This window comes from Massilia sp. MP_M2, assembly GCF_039123635.1.
Classification (GTDB): Bacteria; Pseudomonadota; Gammaproteobacteria; order Burkholderiales; family Burkholderiaceae_D; genus Telluria.
On sequence record NZ_JBCHJF010000014.1, the window covers coordinates 21,281 to 35,002 of the forward strand.

Consider the following 13,722-nt stretch of genomic DNA (forward strand, 5'->3'; position numbering starts at 1 on the left):
TATGCTGGCGGCCATGCCCACTGTTCTCATCATTGACGACAATGCCGCCGTCGCCATGGCGCTCGACGTGCTGTTTTCGCTGCACGACATCGCCACGCTGCGCGCGCTCTCGCCCGCAGAAGGCCTGGATTTGCTGGGGCGCGAACCAATCGACCTGGTGATCCAGGACATGAACTTCACGGCCGACACCACATCGGGCGAAGAAGGCGTGGCACTGTTTCGCGCGATCCGCGCGCGCCATCCCGACCTGCCGGTGATCCTGCTGACCGCGTGGACGCACCTGGACGCGGCGGTCGACCTGGTCAAGGCCGGCGCGGCCGACTACCTGCCCAAGCCGTGGAACGACGAGCGCTTACTGGCTACCGTCAGCAATCTGATCGAACTGGGTCAAGCCAACCGCGCGCTGGCCAGCCGCCTGCAGCACGAGCGCAAGGCGCGGCTGGCGCTCGAGCAGAACTTCGACCTGCGCGGCCTGGTCTGGCAAGACCCGGCCACCGAACGCGTGCTGCACCTGGCTTGCCAGGTCGCGCGCGCCGACGTGCCGGTGCTGATCACCGGCCCGAATGGCGCCGGCAAGGAGCGCATCGCCGACATCATCAAGGCCAACTCGCAGGTGGCCGACGGCCCGTTCGTGGTGCTCAATTGCGGCGCCCTGCCGTCCGAACTGATCGAGGCCGAGTTGTTCGGCGCTGACGCTGGCGCCTACACGGGCGCGTCGAAAGCGCGCGAAGGCAAGTTCGAAGCGGCCGATGGCGGCACGCTGTTTCTGGACGAAATCGGCAACCTGCCGCTGGCCGGCCAGATGAAGCTGCTGCGGGTGCTGGAAACGGGCCGCTTCGAGCGCCTGGGCTCGAACCGCGAGCGCCAGGTGCACGTGCGCGTGATCAGCGCCACCAACGCCGACCTGGGCGCGATGATCCGCGCCGGCACCTTTCGCGAAGACCTGTTCTATCGCCTGAACGTGATCGAGCTGCGCCTGCCGCCACTCACCGCGCGCCCGGGCGACATCCTGCCGCTGGCCCGTTCGTTCCTGGCCGCCGGCAAGGCGCTGCACCCGGCCAGCGAAGCGGCGCTGATGGCCTATCCGTGGCCCGGCAATGTGCGCGAACTGAAAAACGTGATGGCACGCGCCAGCCTGCTGTCCCATGGCGACACCGTCATGGTGGCCGACCTGGGGCTGCCGGCAGCGAGCACGCCAGTGCCTGCGCAAAACCAGGAAGCGGAACCCGATCGCGCCGCGCTCGTGGCGGCCCTGGGGCGTGCGGGCGGCGTGGTGGCGCAGGCGGCGGCCGATCTTGGGCTGTCGCGCCAGGCGCTGTACCGCCGCATGGAACGCCTGGGCATCGCGCGGCCATGACCGAGGGCGCGCACCAGCCCAGGTTTTCCCTGGTCACGCGGCTGTCGGCGCTGGTGGGTACCCTGCTCGCGCTGGCGGTGCTCGCCGCGCTGCTGCTGGATCACCTGCTGCCCGCCCGGCCGCTGCTGGTGCTGGCCATCTGCCTGCTCGCGCTGGTGCCGCTGGCCGTCATCACGCTGCGTGCGCAGTTGCAGCCCGTGCTGTCACTGTTCCGGGCGCTCGAAGGCACCGTCGACAGCTACCGCGACGGCGACTTTTCATGCAGCCTGCACTGGCCGCACAACGATGAACTGCGTGACCTGATCGCGGCCCACAACGATCTGGGCAAGGTGCTGCGCGAGCAGCGCCTGGACCTGGTACAGCGCGAGCTGCTGCTCGACTCGATGGTGCAGAACACGCCGGTGGCAATGCTGCTGGTGGCCGAGTCCACGACGCACGGTGGCGCCATCGTGTTCGCCAACATCGCCGCGCGCCAGTTGCTGGCGCACGGGCGCAAGCTCGAAGGCCACAGCCTGCGGGCGGTGCTCGATGGCGCTTCGGCGGCCCTGCGCGACGCGCTGGCGCGTGGCGGGGATGGCCCGTTTACGGCCGGCGAAGGCGAGGCCGAAGAGGTCTATCACCTGGCGCGCAGCACGTTCACGCTCAATGGCCGGCGCCACGAGCTGCTGCTGCTGCGCCACCTGACCGTCGAACTGCGGCGCCAGGAAGTGCAGACCTGGAAAAAGGTCATCCGCGTGATCAGCCACGAATTGAACAACTCGCTGGCGCCACTGGCGTCGCTCGCGCACTCCGGGGCCGAGCTGGTACGGCGCGGTCAGCTCGAGCGCCTGCCACAGATCCTGGAAACGATCGGCGAACGCACGCGCCACCTGGAAAGCTTCATTTCGGGCTACGCGCGCTTTGCCAAGCTGCCGACGCCCCACCTGCAAGCCTGCAGCTGGCCAGCCGTGGTCACGCGCCTGGCCGACCAGGTGACCTTTACCGTTGCGGGCGAGCTGCCGCCGGATGCAGCCTGGATCGACGCCGCGCAGCTCGAACAGGCGCTGCTCAATCTTTTAAAGAACGCGCACGAGTCAGGCTCCAGGCCGGAGGCCGTGCAGTTGCAGATACGGCGCGTGCAGGACCAGGTGCGCATCGACGTGACGGACCGCGGCAGTGGCATGAGCGAAGCGGTGCTAACGCATGCGCTGGTGCCCTTCTATTCGACCAAGCGCGCCGGCACCGGCCTTGGCCTTGCGCTCGCGCGCGAAATCGCCGAGGCGCACGGCGGGCGCATCCTGCTGGCCAATCGCGACGGCGGCGGCCTGGCCGTGACGCTGTTCCTGCCGGCGCTGGCGGCGACCTGAGAGCCCGCAGTGGCGGCTCTGGTAACATCGGCTTTGCCTCCCACCGCTTCGTGCCATGTCCGCCAAGTCACCCACCGTCATCGATCCGCGCTTTGCCCAGCCCGGCCATCCACCCGCCACCATCGACGAATTCGAGGGCGTGCGTTTTCTGCACCTTGGCACCTCGTGGGTGCAGGGCGCGATGCGGCTGGCCAAGCCGGACACGATCGAGCTCGAATACGTGCAGATGATGATGATGTGGACGCTGTTCCAGAGCGCGCCGCGCCACATCGTGCAGCTTGGCCTGGGCAGCGCCGCGCTGACCAAGTTCTGTTACGCGCGCTTTCCGGATGCGCGCGTGACGGCCGTCGAACTGAACCCCAACGTGATCGCGATCTGTCGCGCCATGTTCGGCCTGCCCGAGAACGATGCACGCCTGGCCGTGCGCGAACAGGACGCCATGGACTTCGTGCTCGATAAGGCGAATCACGGCAAGGCCGACGTGCTGCAGGTGGACTTGTACGACCAGGACGCGCGCGGCCCGGTGCTCGATTCGGAAGCGTTCTACCAGGGCTGCCTGGATTGCCTGGCGCCGGGCGGCGTCATGACCGCCAATGTGTTCGGCGACTTCAGCAACTACGACAAGAATTTTCTGAACATGGAGCAGGTCTTCGACGCCGTCGTGTGGCTGCCCGAGGTGCACGATGCCAATGTGGTGGTGGTGGCGTTCAGGGATGCGCCGCAGCTCGACTTTTCAGTGCTCTACGAACGCGCCGGCGAAATCAAGCGGCGCCTGAACCTGCCGGCCAAGAACTGGGTGAACGGTCTCAAGGAATGGATGCGCGACCATCAAGGCTGACATGACGCGCCGTGGCTGCCCGATGCCCAGGCTCGGGCGACGCCACGCCCAGTTCGGACGCCGGCACCGGCGCACCGAGTACCGCGAATACGGCGCCGCATGACTCGCGCTCGAGTGCCAGCACGGGGAACACGCGTTCAAGGTTGGCGTACTTGGCCCAGGCACCGGCCCCGCGCGACTGCGTCGGCGGAATCGACATCGCGGCATAGCCACGCGCGCCGCCCTCCACTGCTTCGATGCTGCGCCCGCGCGCGGCCCGCACGTCGTCGGGCGGCACCGGGATCTCCGGCGCGTCAAGACAGCGCACGCGCAACTGCGCACCCGGCAGCGGGTGGTCGTTGATCTTCTGGTTGGGCGCGTGCCAGAGCTGCATCAGCACGATGCCGGTGGCGCTGTGGGCATCCCAGGCGCTTTCCAGACTGCCGTAATGCTCGAGGCCATAGCGTTTGCAAAGCTGGGTGATATTCATGCTAATCGTTCCGTTGCCGTTGGCGCCGTTCCCGGACACGCCGGGCGGCGGGATCCTGCATGGCGCGCAGCAGGATCGCTCGTGAGACGTTGCAGCTTTCGAGGTACACCAGACCCGCGTTGACGCCGCGCGTCTCGGCCAGAAATAGCGCGTATTCGGTGGCAAGCGCGGTCCGCTCGTCGGTTCGTCGCTGGATCATGGTGTGCTGCCTGCGGTTGTCGGCGGATCCGGCCCGCGCGGCGCGCAGACAAGGTCGAGATCCAGTGGCGGAATGCTTCCCGCCTGCCGTCATGCCTATTTGGCATCAGTTCGTGTCTATCCTAGCGTGTCTTTTGGCGCGCACATTTGAAAAACTTGTTAAATAACGTAACAAATAAACAATACCTTTCAAACATTATTTCCTCAAAAAAATTACTCAATACGCAAGGCATTACTCTGTACTCATAAAAGTATCGTTGGATAGGCAAAGCTGTCTCTTTTGTACTACGCATTTGCTTTAGAGCCACGTTGGTATTTACTTATTTCAAGTATGTCGTCGTCGTCACCCCACCCCGTTGCTAAGATTAAATGATGCTCTGATGACAGAGCGACATAGAAAATCCATACAAAGAGGGGACAGAGGATGAAGAAGAACACACTGCCACGACGCGCGCTGCTGGCGTCGGCCTTATTGGCGGCGCTCGCACCAGCCGGTGCCCAGGAAGCCGACAGCAATATGTCGCAAGTCGTGGTGCTCGGCTCGCGCACCCAGGCCAAGACGGCGCTCGACACTGCCGTGCCCGTGGGCCTGATCAGCACGAAAGACATCCAGTCGGCCGGCACGCTCGAACTGGGCAAGGTGCTGCAAGGCCTCGATCCATCGTTCAACTTCACGTCGACCTTTGTCAGCGACGGCACCGACATCATCCGCCCCGCCACGCTGCGCGGCCTCGGCCCCGACCAGTTGCTGGTGCTGATCAACGGCAAACGCCGCCACCAGCAGGCGCTGGTCAATGTGCAGCAGACGATCGGCCGTGGCTCGGCCGGTACCGACATCAACGCGATCCCGCTGTCGGCGATCCAGTCGATCGAAGTGCTGCGCGACGGCGCCGCCGCCCAGTACGGGTCGGATGCCATCGCGGGCGTCATCAACATCATCCTCAAGAAGGGCGTGGGCAACGGCATCGTCAGCGCCAGCGCCGGCACGACCGACGAAGGCGATGGCGACAACTACTCGGCCAGCGCCAGCCGCGGCTTCGCGCTGGGCAGCGACGGCGGCTACCTGAACCTGTCGGTCGAAGCGCGCAAGCGCGACGAGACCAACCGCGCCGGCCTGGACACGGCGCGCGTCAATCCACCGCGCGTGACCCAGCGTCTGGGCGACAGCAACGCCAAGGATTACTACCTGTGGATGAATTCGGCCTTGCCGATGGGCGGCGGCGAGCTGTATGCGTTCGGCGGCGCCTCGAAACGCAAGGGCGATTCGGGCGGCTTCTTCCGCCCGAAAGAAGATGGGCGCAACGTGCCCGCCGTGTATCCGAACGGCTTCCTGCCGAACATCGTCACCACCGTGCAGGACGCCTCGCTCGCCGTCGGCTACCGCCATGACCTGAGCGGGGACTGGACGATGGACGCGAGCGTCAACCACGGCCGCAGCCAACTCCAGTTCCACGAACGTAACTCGATCAACGTCAGCTATTGGTACGAGAACGGCGCATCGCCGCGCGAGGCTGACACTGGCACGCTCAAGTTCGAGCAGACCACGTTCAACCTCGACTTCAAGGGCCCGGTGAACCTGATGGGCGGCGAGTTGTTCGTCGCCGCCGGCGTCGAGTGGCGCCGCGACAATTACGAGATCGAGGCGGGCGACCCGGTCTCGTACCAGTACGGGCGCACCAACAATCCCGCCATCATCATCCGCGACCAGAACGGCGGCATCGCTGCCTCCGGCATCCAGGGCTTCCCCGGCTACACGCCATCGACGGCGGTCGACCAGGGCCGTCACAACACGTCCTTCTACCTCGACCTGGAACGCAAGTTCGGCCCGGATGTCTCGGTCGGCGCGGCAGTGCGGCACGAGCGCTATTCGGACTTCGGCAACACCACGATCGGCAAGCTCAATGCGCGCTGGGATCCGAGCCGCTCGTTGGGCGTGCGCGGCAGCGTATCGACGGGCTTCCGCGCACCGGGCGTGCAGCAGAAGTTCTACAGCTCGGTCTCGACCAACCTGAATTCGGCCGGCGTGCTGACCGAAACGCTGACGGCGCGCGAAGACAGCGCCGTCACGCGCGCCTTCGGCATCGCACCGCTAAAGGAAGAAACGTCGAAGAGCGCCAGCATCGGCGTGATCCTGCGGCCGACCACGACGTTCTCGCTGACCGCCGACGTGTATCGCACGAAGATCGACGACCGCATCGTCTTCTCGAGCACGATCTCGCCGGAGTCGGGTGCCTGCGCGACACCCGCCGCGTGCCCGATCCGCGCGATCCTCGATCCGCTGCGCGTGGGCCAGGCGCAGTTCTTCACCAATGCAATCGACACGTCGACCACGGGCCTGGACCTGGTGGCGCAGCAGACCATCCGCGGCCAGGGTTCGACTCTGGTGCTGTCCGGCCAGCTGGGCTTCAACAAGACCGAGGTCAAGGCGCGCAATTCGCAATCGCCCGTGCTGACCGGCGAGCAGCTGTTCGACGATGCACAGGTGACGCTGATCGAACGCGGCCAACCGCGCAAGCACCACGTGGTGTCGGCGGACTACACGGCCGGCGCGTGGAACGTGACGGGGCGTGCGAACTACTTCGGCGAAGTGCAGGGCCAGGGCTTCACGGCGCCGTTCGTGCAGACGTGGGAAGCCAAATGGATCGTCGACCTGACCGGGCGCTACACGTTCAACAAGAGCCTGAGCCTGTCGGCGGGGATCAACAATCTGTTTGACACCTACCCGACCAAATGGGACCCGGTACGCGCAGCCCCCTTCCCGCAACTGGGCTTCACCTATTGCTGGGAGACCTGCCCGTTCGGCATGAACGGTCGCACGGCATATGTGAAGGCGGATTACACGTTCTGATGAGAACAGCGGGGGTCAGGTCTGACATTCGGACACGACCTCTGCAGTAGGGACTCAATCCAAGCCTAGAAAAGTAAAGCGAAGGTGCGCCTTTGCGATCGATTTCGGCGCTGCTGTTGCACAGCCGTTCTGAAAACGCATCGCTAAAGTTGAGGCCGTGTCCGAATGTCAGACCTGACCCCGGCTTTTTTTTAGCGCCGCTCGCGCCACCACAGCAGCAGCATGGCAGCTGCGAACGCGAGTGCGAATGGCCAGGATGGCGCAGGTCGTGTTGGTCCGTTCACCGGCTGGATCTGCGAACGGGCCGCGTAGCGCGCCGTTGCGTCGCGTCGCTCGGCTGCCTGCAATCCGGGCCAGTCGTTCGTGGCATACACGTAGATCGCATGCAGGCCGGCGTTCTGATCCTGCAGTTGCAACCAGCCCGCCTTTGGCGGCCACAGTGCTGCGCACGATGCATCGGCGCGGTCCGCGCGACGCTGCCAGGCGAGCGACTGCTTCAGATCAGGAAGCGTCACCTGGCCGCTGACGCCGCGTGCGCAGAGTTCCAGGCGCTGCCCTGCCAGCGGCATGTCGCCTGGTGCCAGCCATTCGGTCTTTTGCCGCTCTTCGACGCCCACGCGGTCGAGCACACCTTGCCACCACAGCGCCAGCGCGCGTGGCTCGGCGATCGCGTGGCGGTGCCATTCGGTCACGCCCAGCCAGGCGATGCGGCCTTGTTGCCAGTCGCGGGTCCAGACCATATTGTCAGTGCCGCGCCATGGGCCGGCGTCGCGCGATGCGGGCAGCAGCGAGGCCACTGGCATTTCTAACGGCGTGTCGATCTTCGCGCCCAATGGCTGCGCGTGCAGCGGCAATTGCAGCGTGCGTGACCAGACGCCCGGATCGTTCGCATTGCCACCCAGGACCAGTAGCGGCATGCCGTCGGCCACGCGGCCCAGCAGCGCCGTGCGTTCGCCGGCCGCCATCCGCTCGAAGCGCGCGGCATCGATCACCATCAGGTTGGGCGAAGCCATCTCGGCGCGCGGCGCCTCGGTGCGCGTGATCGCGCGGCCCAGCGTGACTTGCCAGTCGAGCAGCGCGCCGCCGGTGGTCAGCAGGTCGTTCAGCGCGCGCAGGTCGAACGATGGCGCGCCGAAGCGGCCGACCACTTGCAGCGGCGCCGGCTCGTGCACGATGAACGGGATCGGCCCCTCGGCAATCAACTTGTCTTGGGCGTCGAGCAGCCGCGCCTTGAGCACGACGCGCTCGGCCACCGGCGGCATCCAGTCGACGCGCAAGTCGCCGGTGCCACGCGCCTCTGCCAGCTGCTGGCCATTTTCGGCCAGCAGCTGCAGCCGCGCGTCGGTCTTGTCTTCGCGCTCCATCGTGAGCGTGAACTGGCGGCCCAGCGCTACCTGGCTGGGAAACGCGAGCCGCAGCGCGCCGCCGCGTGGTGCTTCCCAGGCCAACGGCTGTGCCGGCAAATCGTTCCATTCGGCGGCGCGCAGGCCGTCGCCCTTCAGCGTCAGGCTGCTGATACCCTCCAGCGACGCCGGCGGCGCGGCCGGATCAATGGCGAGCGTGCGGCCGCCCTCGCCCGGCATGCGCAAGTCCAGCGCGAACAGGCCCAGGCTCGCGGCGGCGACGATGACCAGCAGCGCATCGAGCCACTGGCGGCGGCGCAGATACAGGCCGGCACTGACAAGGCCCGCTACTGCGATGGCGGCGATGAGCCACTGCTGGTTCATGGCTGTCCCTGCCCAGTTCAGATTCATGGCTTGGCCGCTTCAGCGGCCGACTCACGCCAGCGGCGCGCGAACGCCGTGTCGACACTGGCCCGGGCCTGCAACAGCACCTGCCCCTGCCCCGCGCCGGAACGCAACCAGGCGCGCAGCACCGGGCGGCAGGCGATGCAGCCATCGGCCACGTCCTGGATCGCGCGCTGCGCCGCCAGGCGCTGCTCGTCCTCGACCAGGCGCGTACGCACCCAGTCGTTCGCGGTGCGCATCCACAGCGCCGGCAGCGCGGCCTCGCCCGACAGCGCCTGCACCAGCGTGCGCAGTTCTTCCGGCAGCGGCGCGCCCTGGTCCGCCTGCGTGCGGCGGTAGCTCGCGGCGCCATCCATTTCACCGGTCATGCGTTTTTCTTCCTTGATCGGTGGCGGCGTGAAGGCGGTCTTGTGCAGATAGATGCGCTCGGCCTGCTGCAATTGTTTGATCGCTTCCAGGGCCTTGTGTTCAGGGGCCAGCGCGCTTTTCGGCGTGATCGCGCGCAGCGATTTTTCGGCGTCCCACATCGCGACCAAAGCGCGGCGCAGCACCTTCTTGGTGCCTTCGTCGTACATCGTCGCGTTCTCGGCTTCGTCGTGCGCGTGGCCGTAGGTTGCCAGGATCTGCTGCGTCTCGTTGACGATACCGCCCTTGCGCTGATTTGGCTCGCCATGATCGTGGTCATGGCCACCGGGTGCATGGTCGTGGCCCTCGTGGCCCTCTTCCTCGGCAGGCTTCTCGGCGGCGCGTGGCGCCTTGGCCGCTTCTTCACCGAACAGCGTCGACTCTTCGCCCAGGAACTGGCCGTAGCGGCGGCGCAGCTGCGCCTGGTCGTCGCCGATCCGCTCGCTGCGGTCACGCACGTCGGCGGCTGCGAGCTTCGTGCTGCGCATGTCGGCGATCAGCTGTTCGGTGTCGATGATGATCTGGCGCTGGCTGCGCAGCGACGCCGGCTTCACCAGCGACGGCATCGCCGCGCTCTCTTCTTCGGCTTCCTGTTCCGGCGCGGGCCGGCGCACCGTGTAGGTGGGCGACTGCACGGTCTGCGCGCGGCCCGCGTTGTCGGTCGCGCGGACGAAAAAATACAGCTCGTCGCCCGGCGCCATCGCCAGTTCGCTCAGGGCCCATGTCTTGGACCAGTTACGCAGCGTTGGATTGTTCGATGCCGGCAGCGGCATCTCGCGGTCCGTGAAACGCACGTTCTCGCCGCTGCCCTGCGCCAGCGTCATGTGCAGCGTCGCGCGGGTGATCCGGTAGTCGTCCTTCACCTGAACCGTCATCGTGGTGCCCGTCGCGTTGTCGCGCAGGTCCTGGATCATCTGCGCCGGGGCGCTGATCGTGATCTCGGGCGGCGCATCGGGAATCACGCGCAGCGTGTGGCGCGCGCCGCGCCAGCGCCACACGACCGATTCGGTGGCCGTCCAGCGCGCGCATTGCGCGCCCGGCTCCAGCACCTGACCATTACCCAGCTCGATCCTGTTGTTGCCGCCGGTGCCACCGGTCAGGCACCACGTCACGACGGTCTGCTCCGGCACCTGCAAGTCACGCGGCGCGGATTCCGATGCCGCCACGCCCGTGTAGGCGGGCGGCGCGAGCTTGAGCGTCAGGCCGGCCAGCGTGGCAGCGGTCGCACTGCTGACGGGACTGGGCGGCGTGACTGCGCCCTCTTCCGACGGCCGCGTGGTCGCGTACCACACCATCCCCGCGAGCACTGCGCTGACCAGCAGGATCGGCGCGCCGTTCGATACATGCTGGCGCGCGATCTGGCGCAGCTGCTGGCGCGAGACGGCCGCATCGAGCCGCGCGAACAGGCGTTGCTGCTGCAGGCGGGCGATGGGAGAATCGGCAGCGTCGAGCAGGGCCGCGCTGTCTTCCATCTCGGGCACGGCGCCATCGAGCCACGCCGGCCATTCATAGGACACGCGGCGGCGCAGCTTGACCCAGTCCAGCGCGCACCAGCCGGCCCAGGCCAGCAAGCCCGGGCCCGACGGAATGACCAGCCAGGGCAAGGCCCCGCCGATCCATAGCGGCATGCGGCGCAGCTGTGCTGCGCGCCATACGCGCTTGGTGATCTCAACGCCTGCGTGCATGCGCGAGACTCCTTTCAAGAACGAACAAGCCAACCAGGATGGCCAGCAGGATGTCGCGCAATGCGCCGCTCGGCGCCGGTGCGTTGGCGCCTTTCGATGCGGCGAACGCTTGCGACGGCAATGTATAGGGGCGCGGCCCGATGTGCAGTTGCTGCCAGGTGTCGAGCAGCGCACGCGCGGCGTCGACATCCTGCGGCGGCCATGCGGGGTGATGCCACAGGCGCCCGCGCGCGCTGTCGGCGTACTGCAAACCGTTCAGCGTGCGCGCCTTTGCCAGCTCGGGGAACGCCGCAGGATGGGTCACCCACCACAACGCTGCCCGCAGCGCCGCAGGGGGTGCCTCGGCGCGGTCCCAGATGATCAGGTCTGTCCTGGCGCCGGGTGCATCATCCACGACGATCTTGTCGACGCCGTCCTGCGCCGCAAACAGGCGACGCCACGCTTGCGGGCGCTCGCTGGCGATGACCACATGCCGTTCCACGTTAGTCGGCGCGGTCGGCTGCGTGCGCACCGTCACCTCGCGCCCAAACACAGGTTTCGCAGCCGGCATCGGTACATCGCCCAGCACCAGCAGGCGGGCGTCTCCCGTCCATTCGCGCTCGTGCGTGTGCAGCCAGCTCAGTGCCTGCGCCGCCGGCAGCGTCACACGCTCGGCCTTTGCCAGCCCGGCCTGCACCGCTTCACGCTCGACCCAGGCCGGATCGGCGCCGGCAGTCACGACGACCGTGTCGCCGCGCCACGGATAGACGGGATCGGCCAGCCACGCAATCAGGCAGGCCAGCAACAACAGCCGGACCAGCAGCAGCAGTGGATCGCTCCAGCGCCACACGCGCGTCTGTTTCGGCTCGGTGCGCGGCAGGAAGCGCGCGGTGGCCATGGGCGCGGCCTGGTTCTGCACGCGCTTGCGCCGGTGCCACCAGACTGGCAACAACAATATGGGAAGCGCAAACCACCAGAGTGCATTCATGGGCGATTACCTCGCTGGCCGGCGCAGCCAGCGCCGCAGCACGTCGCCCGGCGCCTGCTCGATGGCGGCCAGCGTCAATGGCATGTCATTCTTGCGGCACTGGGCCGTCACCCGGTCGAAGTGTTCCATGAGGTTGCGGCGGTAGCCGTCCTTCAGGTCGGCGCCAAAGCGGAACACCCCTTCGTCATGCTCGGGGTCGCGGTATGCCTGCGTGTCCGGGAAGCTGGCGTCGATTTCGGCCTGCGTCTGCAGGCACAGCACGCGCACGTCGTGGCGCATCTGGCGCAGCCGGGTCAATGCCAGCGACAGCGGCGACGGCCAGTCGAGCAGGTCGCTCGCCGCATAGATGGCGCTGGGCGAGAGTGCAAAGTGCAGGCTGGCCTTGAGCGTTGCGGCGTCCGGCAACTGGCCGGCAGGCGTGGCGCGCTGCAACTGCGCCAGCACGCGCTGCAGGTGGCGCGGGCCGCGATTGGCGGGCGTGAACGTCACCTTGCCGTCGCTCAGGATCACCAGGCCGAACGCATCGCCCTGGCGCTGCGCAATGGCGGCCACGCAGGCCAGCAGCGTGCGCGCGCAGGTCAGTTTATCGATGCCCTCAATGCTGCGGCTTGGTTCGGCCATCGATGCGCTGGCGTCGAGGATCAGCCAGACAGCCACGTGGCTGTCGCGCTCCGCCTCGCGCACGAAATAACGGTCGGCGCGCGCGGCCAGCTTCCAGTCGACGCGGCGCCACTCGTCACCCGGCACGTACGAGCGGTACTCGGAAAACTCGACACCGGCTCCGCGCTCGCGCCCCGCGTGGATGCCGTGCCCGAGCCCGGCCAGCACGTGGCGGATGACGAGATCGAGCCGCGTCGTATGCGCGATCAGCGCCGGATTCACGGACGACATTCTGCGATCGCCAATTACGCTACCCTGATCTCGCGCTGCAGCGACTGCAACACGTCCGCGATGGCGATGCCATCGGCTTCGGCCTCGAAGTTGCGCAGCACGCGGTGCGCCAGCACCGGCAGCAGCATCGCGCCGATGTCGTCGCGCGTCACGGCCAGCCGGCCCTGCATCAGCGCGCGCGCTTTGGATGCCAGCACCAGCGCCTGGCCGGCACGCGGCCCGGCGCCCCAGCCGATGTGCTTTTTGACGGCATCGACCGTGGTCTCGCTAGGACGCGTGGCGCGCACCAGGCGCGTGGCATACCGCACCAGATGCTCGCCAATCTCGATGTCACGCACCAGCTGCTGCAGGCGCAGCAGCGTGGCGACATCCATCACCGGCTCGGCATCCTGCAAGCCGGCATGCGTCGTGCGCGAGACCATCAGCACTTCTTCGTCTTCGGTCGGGTACACGACATCGATGCGCAACAGGAAGCGGTCCAGCTGCGCTTCCGGCAGCGGATACGTGCCGGCCTGCTCGATCGGGTTCTGCGTGGCCAGAACAAAAAATGGCCGCGGCAGTTTGTGGGTCTGGCCGGCAAAGGTGACCGACCGTTCCTGCATTGCTTCGAGCAGCGCCGATTGCGTCTTCGGCGGCGCGCGGTTGATCTCGTCGGCCAGCAGCACTTGTGTAAACACCGGGCCAGGCTGAAAGCGGAACGCGCGCTGGCGCGTGACCTGGTCTTCTTCGAGGATCTCGGTGCCGACGATATCCGACGGCATCAGGTCGGGCGTGAACTGCACGCGGCGGAACTGCATGTCGGTCGCCTGCGCCAGGGATTTCACGAGCAGTGTCTTGCCCAGCCCCGGCACGCCTTCGACCAGCGCGTGACCGCCGGCCAGCAGGCACGTGACGAGCAGATTGACGACGTCTTCCTGGCCAATGATCACGCGCGCCATGCTGGCTTTGAGCTCGCCCACTTTTGCCGTGA

Annotated in this window: 11 protein-coding genes; 4 read left to right on the forward strand and 7 right to left on the reverse strand. The window is 67.0% G+C overall.

Going from position 1 to position 13,722, the window contains the following annotated elements; genetic code table 11:
* The first annotated feature begins 13 nt into the window (after positions 1-13).
* From RCH14_RS22725 to RCH14_RS22735, 3 genes are read left to right on the forward strand one after another with little or no spacing between them, the layout of a single operon-like run.
* Complete coding sequence (locus RCH14_RS22725) at positions 14-1,357, forward strand: sigma-54 dependent transcriptional regulator (RefSeq protein WP_343028429.1); 1,344 nt, start codon at positions 14-16, stop codon at positions 1,355-1,357.
* Positions 1,354-2,703, forward strand: coding sequence for an ATP-binding protein (locus RCH14_RS22730; protein WP_343028377.1), 1,350 nt, complete (start codon positions 1,354-1,356; stop codon positions 2,701-2,703). The genes RCH14_RS22725 and RCH14_RS22730 overlap by 4 nt, the downstream gene beginning before the upstream one ends.
* 55 nt (positions 2,704-2,758) lie before the next feature.
* Positions 2,759-3,541 (forward strand): spermidine synthase, encoded by a 783-nt coding sequence (locus tag RCH14_RS22735; protein ID WP_343028378.1) that lies wholly within the window; start codon positions 2,759-2,761, stop codon positions 3,539-3,541.
* Here RCH14_RS22735 and RCH14_RS22740 read toward each other — a convergent pair.
* Together RCH14_RS22740 and RCH14_RS22745 are read right to left on the reverse strand one after the other, a co-directional pair.
* A complete protein-coding gene (locus RCH14_RS22740; protein ID WP_343028379.1) occupies positions 3,510-4,010 on the reverse strand; it encodes a hypothetical protein in 501 nt (166 codons plus the stop codon). The two genes, RCH14_RS22735 and RCH14_RS22740, sit on opposite strands and share 32 nt — an antisense overlap.
* Before the next feature lies 1 nt (position 4,011).
* A complete protein-coding gene (locus tag RCH14_RS22745) occupies positions 4,012-4,209 on the reverse strand; it encodes a hypothetical protein (protein WP_258837139.1) in 198 nt (65 codons plus the stop codon).
* Between the two features lie 423 nt (positions 4,210-4,632).
* Here RCH14_RS22745 and RCH14_RS22750 point away from each other — a divergent pair, with 423 nt between their 5' ends.
* Entirely contained in the window at positions 4,633-7,056 is a 2,424-nt protein-coding gene (locus RCH14_RS22750; protein WP_343028380.1) for a TonB-dependent receptor, read from the forward strand.
* 191 nt (positions 7,057-7,247) lie between these two features.
* On the opposite strand, the gene RCH14_RS22755 is transcribed toward RCH14_RS22750, so the two are convergent.
* Genes RCH14_RS22755 through RCH14_RS22775 form a run of 5 tightly spaced genes read right to left on the reverse strand, consistent with a single transcriptional unit; the run spans position 7,248 to position 13,711 of the window.
* The gene (locus tag RCH14_RS22755) at positions 7,248-8,810 is read right to left on the reverse strand and encodes a hypothetical protein (RefSeq protein ID WP_343028381.1); all 1,563 of its coding nucleotides are present in this window, start codon (positions 8,808-8,810) and stop codon (positions 7,248-7,250) included.
* Positions 8,807-10,894, reverse strand: coding sequence for a hypothetical protein (locus RCH14_RS22760; protein ID WP_343028382.1), 2,088 nt, complete (start codon positions 10,892-10,894; stop codon positions 8,807-8,809). The genes RCH14_RS22755 and RCH14_RS22760 overlap by 4 nt, the downstream gene beginning before the upstream one ends.
* On the reverse strand, positions 10,878-11,861 hold the full coding sequence (locus tag RCH14_RS22765; RefSeq protein WP_343028383.1) for a BatA domain-containing protein: 984 nt from the start codon (positions 11,859-11,861) through the stop codon (positions 10,878-10,880). The genes RCH14_RS22760 and RCH14_RS22765 overlap by 17 nt, the downstream gene beginning before the upstream one ends.
* A 6-nt stretch (positions 11,862-11,867) precedes the next feature.
* Complete coding sequence (locus RCH14_RS22770; RefSeq protein ID WP_343028384.1) at positions 11,868-12,752, reverse strand: DUF58 domain-containing protein; 885 nt, start codon at positions 12,750-12,752, stop codon at positions 11,868-11,870.
* Between the two features lie 14 nt (positions 12,753-12,766).
* The gene (locus tag RCH14_RS22775) at positions 12,767-13,711 is read right to left on the reverse strand and encodes a MoxR family ATPase (protein ID WP_343028385.1); all 945 of its coding nucleotides are present in this window, start codon (positions 13,709-13,711) and stop codon (positions 12,767-12,769) included.
* Positions 13,712-13,722: the final 11 nt, after the last annotated feature.

What these genes read in the sequence shown, in the direction of transcription:
- RCH14_RS22725 (WP_343028429.1), top strand. Translation starts at nt 14, where the DNA reads ATGCCCACTGTTCTCATCATTGACGACAATGCCGCCGTCGCCATGGCG.
- RCH14_RS22730 (WP_343028377.1), top strand. Translation starts at nt 1,354, where the DNA reads ATGACCGAGGGCGCGCACCAGCCCAGGTTTTCCCTGGTCACGCGGCTG.
- RCH14_RS22735 (WP_343028378.1), top strand. Translation starts at nt 2,759, where the DNA reads ATGTCCGCCAAGTCACCCACCGTCATCGATCCGCGCTTTGCCCAGCCC.
- RCH14_RS22740 (WP_343028379.1), bottom strand. Translation starts at nt 4,010, where the DNA reads ATGAATATCACCCAGCTTTGCAAACGCTATGGCCTCGAGCATTACGGC.
- RCH14_RS22745 (WP_258837139.1), bottom strand. Translation starts at nt 4,209, where the DNA reads ATGATCCAGCGACGAACCGACGAGCGGACCGCGCTTGCCACCGAATAC.
- RCH14_RS22750 (WP_343028380.1), top strand. Translation starts at nt 4,633, where the DNA reads ATGAAGAAGAACACACTGCCACGACGCGCGCTGCTGGCGTCGGCCTTA.
- RCH14_RS22755 (WP_343028381.1), bottom strand. Translation starts at nt 8,810, where the DNA reads ATGAATCTGAACTGGGCAGGGACAGCCATGAACCAGCAGTGGCTCATC.
- RCH14_RS22760 (WP_343028382.1), bottom strand. Translation starts at nt 10,894, where the DNA reads ATGCACGCAGGCGTTGAGATCACCAAGCGCGTATGGCGCGCAGCACAG.
- RCH14_RS22765 (WP_343028383.1), bottom strand. Translation starts at nt 11,861, where the DNA reads ATGAATGCACTCTGGTGGTTTGCGCTTCCCATATTGTTGTTGCCAGTC.
- RCH14_RS22770 (WP_343028384.1), bottom strand. Translation starts at nt 12,752, where the DNA reads ATGTCGTCCGTGAATCCGGCGCTGATCGCGCATACGACGCGGCTCGAT.